Here is a 2,741-nt window from a genome sequence, read left to right on the forward strand (position 1 = left end):
CGTGCACATCGAGGACTACGCCTGGATCGCTGTCGGCGCAACCATCCTGCCCGGTGTCACGATCGGCTACGGCGCAGTCGTGGGCGCGGGCGCGGTGGTCGCGAAGGACGTGCCGCCGCTGGCCGTTGCGATCGGCAACCCGGCCGTCATTCGCTTGAACGCACGCCCTGCCGACCTCTGCTACGACCCGGTCGCCCTGCTCCCGCCCTTTGAGGCATGGATCGGACGCCGCGCCGATCCGGCAAGTCCGGCGAATTCGCCCGTCCACGGCGTCGAGCCGCGTCCATGACGCCGGTATTGGTCACGCATCCCGGATTGCAGCACTCGCACCAGCTCGCCTTGGCGCTGCACGAGCGCTCGCTGCTGCAGTCCTACTGGTCCGGCGTGCCGGTGGTGGCAGACGGCGAAGCGCTGCCGTGGTGGTTGCCCGCCGACTACCGCGCGAAGGTCCGCAAGGTCCAGATCCCCCGCTCGCTGCGACGCCATCCGGCCCGCTTCCAGCTTGCCATGCGCTTGTCGAAGTCGGTCCCCTTCGGCGCTCCGGGCTCGGACACCATGCACCGCATCTTCCACTGGTTCGACCGCTGGGCCGCGCAGCAGATACTGCAGTTCAGGCCGAAAGTCGTGGTCGCCTACGAAAACTCGGCCTATCACACCTTCCAGGCGGCCAAGGCGGTCGGCGCGCGCTGCGTGCTGGATGCGGCCGCCTTCCACCACAAGACCGCCGCCCGGCTGCTGGGCGTGAGCGAAACCCCTTACACGCCCGAGATCAACCGCCGCAAGGACGAGGAGATTCGCTTGGCCGACCTGATCCTGACCTGCTCCCCGCTGGCGGCGGAAAGCTACACGGCCAACGGCGTGCCGGCCGACAAGGTCCGGCCGATGCTGCTGGGCGCGGAGCTGCCGCAGGGCCTGCCGGCGTGGCAGGCCCACGACGGTCCACCGCGCTTCGTCTTCGCCGGCGCGCTGAGCCGGCTGAAGTCGATCGACAGCATCGTCGCCGCCTTCCGAAGGCTGCATGCCGAGGGCATCGCCTACGACCTGGAGTTCGTCGGCGGTGTCGCCGACGCCGAGTTGCTGAGCGCCGTGCTCGCCACGCCCAATGCCCGCCACACGCCAAGCGTGCCGCAGGGCGAGCTGTTCTCGATCCTCGCGCGTGCCGACTGCCTGCTGCTGCCTTCGCGCTTCGACTCGTTCGGCATGGTGGTCGCCGAGGCGATGGCCTGCGGAACACCCGCGGTGGTCTCGACGAACACCGGCGCCAAGGCGATGATCGAGGCCTATCCAGGCAGTGGCTGGATCGTCCAGCCGGAGGTCGAGCCATTGCATACGCTGCTGCGGGAGTTGGCTCGAAGCCCGGCGCAGTTGCATGCTGCCCGCGCCATCGCCCGCCAGTCCGGAGAGGCGTTCTCGTGGGCCAGCTATCGACGCCGCGCAGGAGAGTTGTTCGAGGAATTTGTTCAATGAGTACAGTTGCCTCCTATTCCCATGCGCCGGCGCGGCAATCGTCGCTGACGCGGGCGGGTAAAGCCTTCATCGCGGTGTTCCTCATCATCGTGCTGGAGGGGGCGGTCCGGAAATGGGTGAGTTCGTCAGTCACGCTGCCGCTGCTGCTGGTACGCGACCTGCTGGCGATCTACGTGATCGCCTATGCCCTGCGCAAGGGCGCGCTGCAGCGGCAGAAGGCTATCACCCAGGCGCTGCTCGTGTGGTCGTGCCTGGTCATTGCCTGGGGCCTGCTGCAACTCGTTGGCGGAGAGAGTTCGCCCACCGTGCTGCTGATCGGGCTGCGCTTCTGGCTGCTGTACATCTGGTTCGGCGTGGCCGCCGCCGCCACGATGAACGAGGCCGACTATCGGGCTGCGATGAGGGTCGTCGTCGGGAGCTTGCTGCTGATGGCTCCGCTGGCCGTGCTGCAGCATTATTCGCCGCCGGGCGCGCGCATCAACAGCCAGATCGATGGCGACGAGACCGACGTCTTCCTGGCGATTGCCGGCGTCGTCCGGACCACCGGCACTTTCAGCTTCACGGCCGGCTTCACGACCTACCTGGCGCTCGTGACGCCGCTGGTGTTCGCGTTTGCCGAGGCGCGAAAGCGGACCCCGTTTCAGACTCTGTTCGCGGCGGTGGTATTGGCCGCCTTCATCATCTCGAGCATGGTGAGCGGATCGCGCACCGCCGTCGTTCTGTCGGGCCTGATGATCGCGGGCTACTTCGTCGGCCGGCTCTGGCTGGCGCAGGGCAAGGCCAAGGCCAGGGCCGTCGTGGGCGTCGTCGCCGGGCTGGTACTGCTTGCGGTGCTGTTCTTTGCCTTCAGCGGCGCGATCACGGTGACCGAACAGCGTTTCCAGGAGGCCTCCGAGGTCGAGGACTTCTGGGGCCGCGTACTCATCATCTTCCTCGGTCAAGCCTCTGCGTACGATCAATTCTCCTGGCTCGGGTACGGCATCGGCCTGGGCTCCAACCTGGCCACCTATACCCGCACCGGCAGCACCGGCGCCTTCGCGCTGGCCGAAGTCGAGGCCAGCCGCGTCCTGCTCGAAGGCGGCTTGATCGGCTACGTGTTCACCGCCTTCAAGGTGGCGGTCATCGTCGTCGGCATCGGCAAGAGCTGGCGACTGTCCTCCCGCCTGCACTCTGCGTACCCGATCCTGTTGTGGGCGGTCGTGTCGCTCGCCATCCTGACCTGGTCGGCGATCGGGCAGCTCACGGCGCACGGCCTGCTCGGCATCATGCTGGCA

General features: G+C 67.5%; 3 protein-coding genes. All 3 read left to right on the top strand.

All coding sequences use genetic code 11. From position 1 onward, the window contains the following. The coding region (locus AC1DY5_RS50410; protein WP_478121810.1) for an LbetaH domain-containing protein at positions 1 to 289 on the top strand (289 nt) is incomplete at its 5' end. Next, positions 286 to 1,467, top strand: coding sequence for a glycosyltransferase family 4 protein (locus AC1DY5_RS50415; protein WP_478121811.1), 1,182 nt, complete (start codon positions 286 to 288; stop codon positions 1,465 to 1,467). The genes AC1DY5_RS50410 and AC1DY5_RS50415, both read left to right, overlap by 4 nt. Further along, a partial coding sequence (locus tag AC1DY5_RS50420; protein WP_478121812.1) for a hypothetical protein occupies positions 1,464 to 2,741 on the top strand: 1,278 nt, incomplete at its 3' end. The genes AC1DY5_RS50415 and AC1DY5_RS50420, both read left to right, overlap by 4 nt.

Source organism: Variovorax sp. P4_D9 (assembly GCF_056401695.1).

Excerpts from the sequence above, each read along its gene's own strand:
- AC1DY5_RS50415 (WP_478121811.1), top strand. The coding sequence starts at position 286 with ATGACGCCGGTATTGGTCACGCATCCCGGATTGCAGCACTCGCACCAG.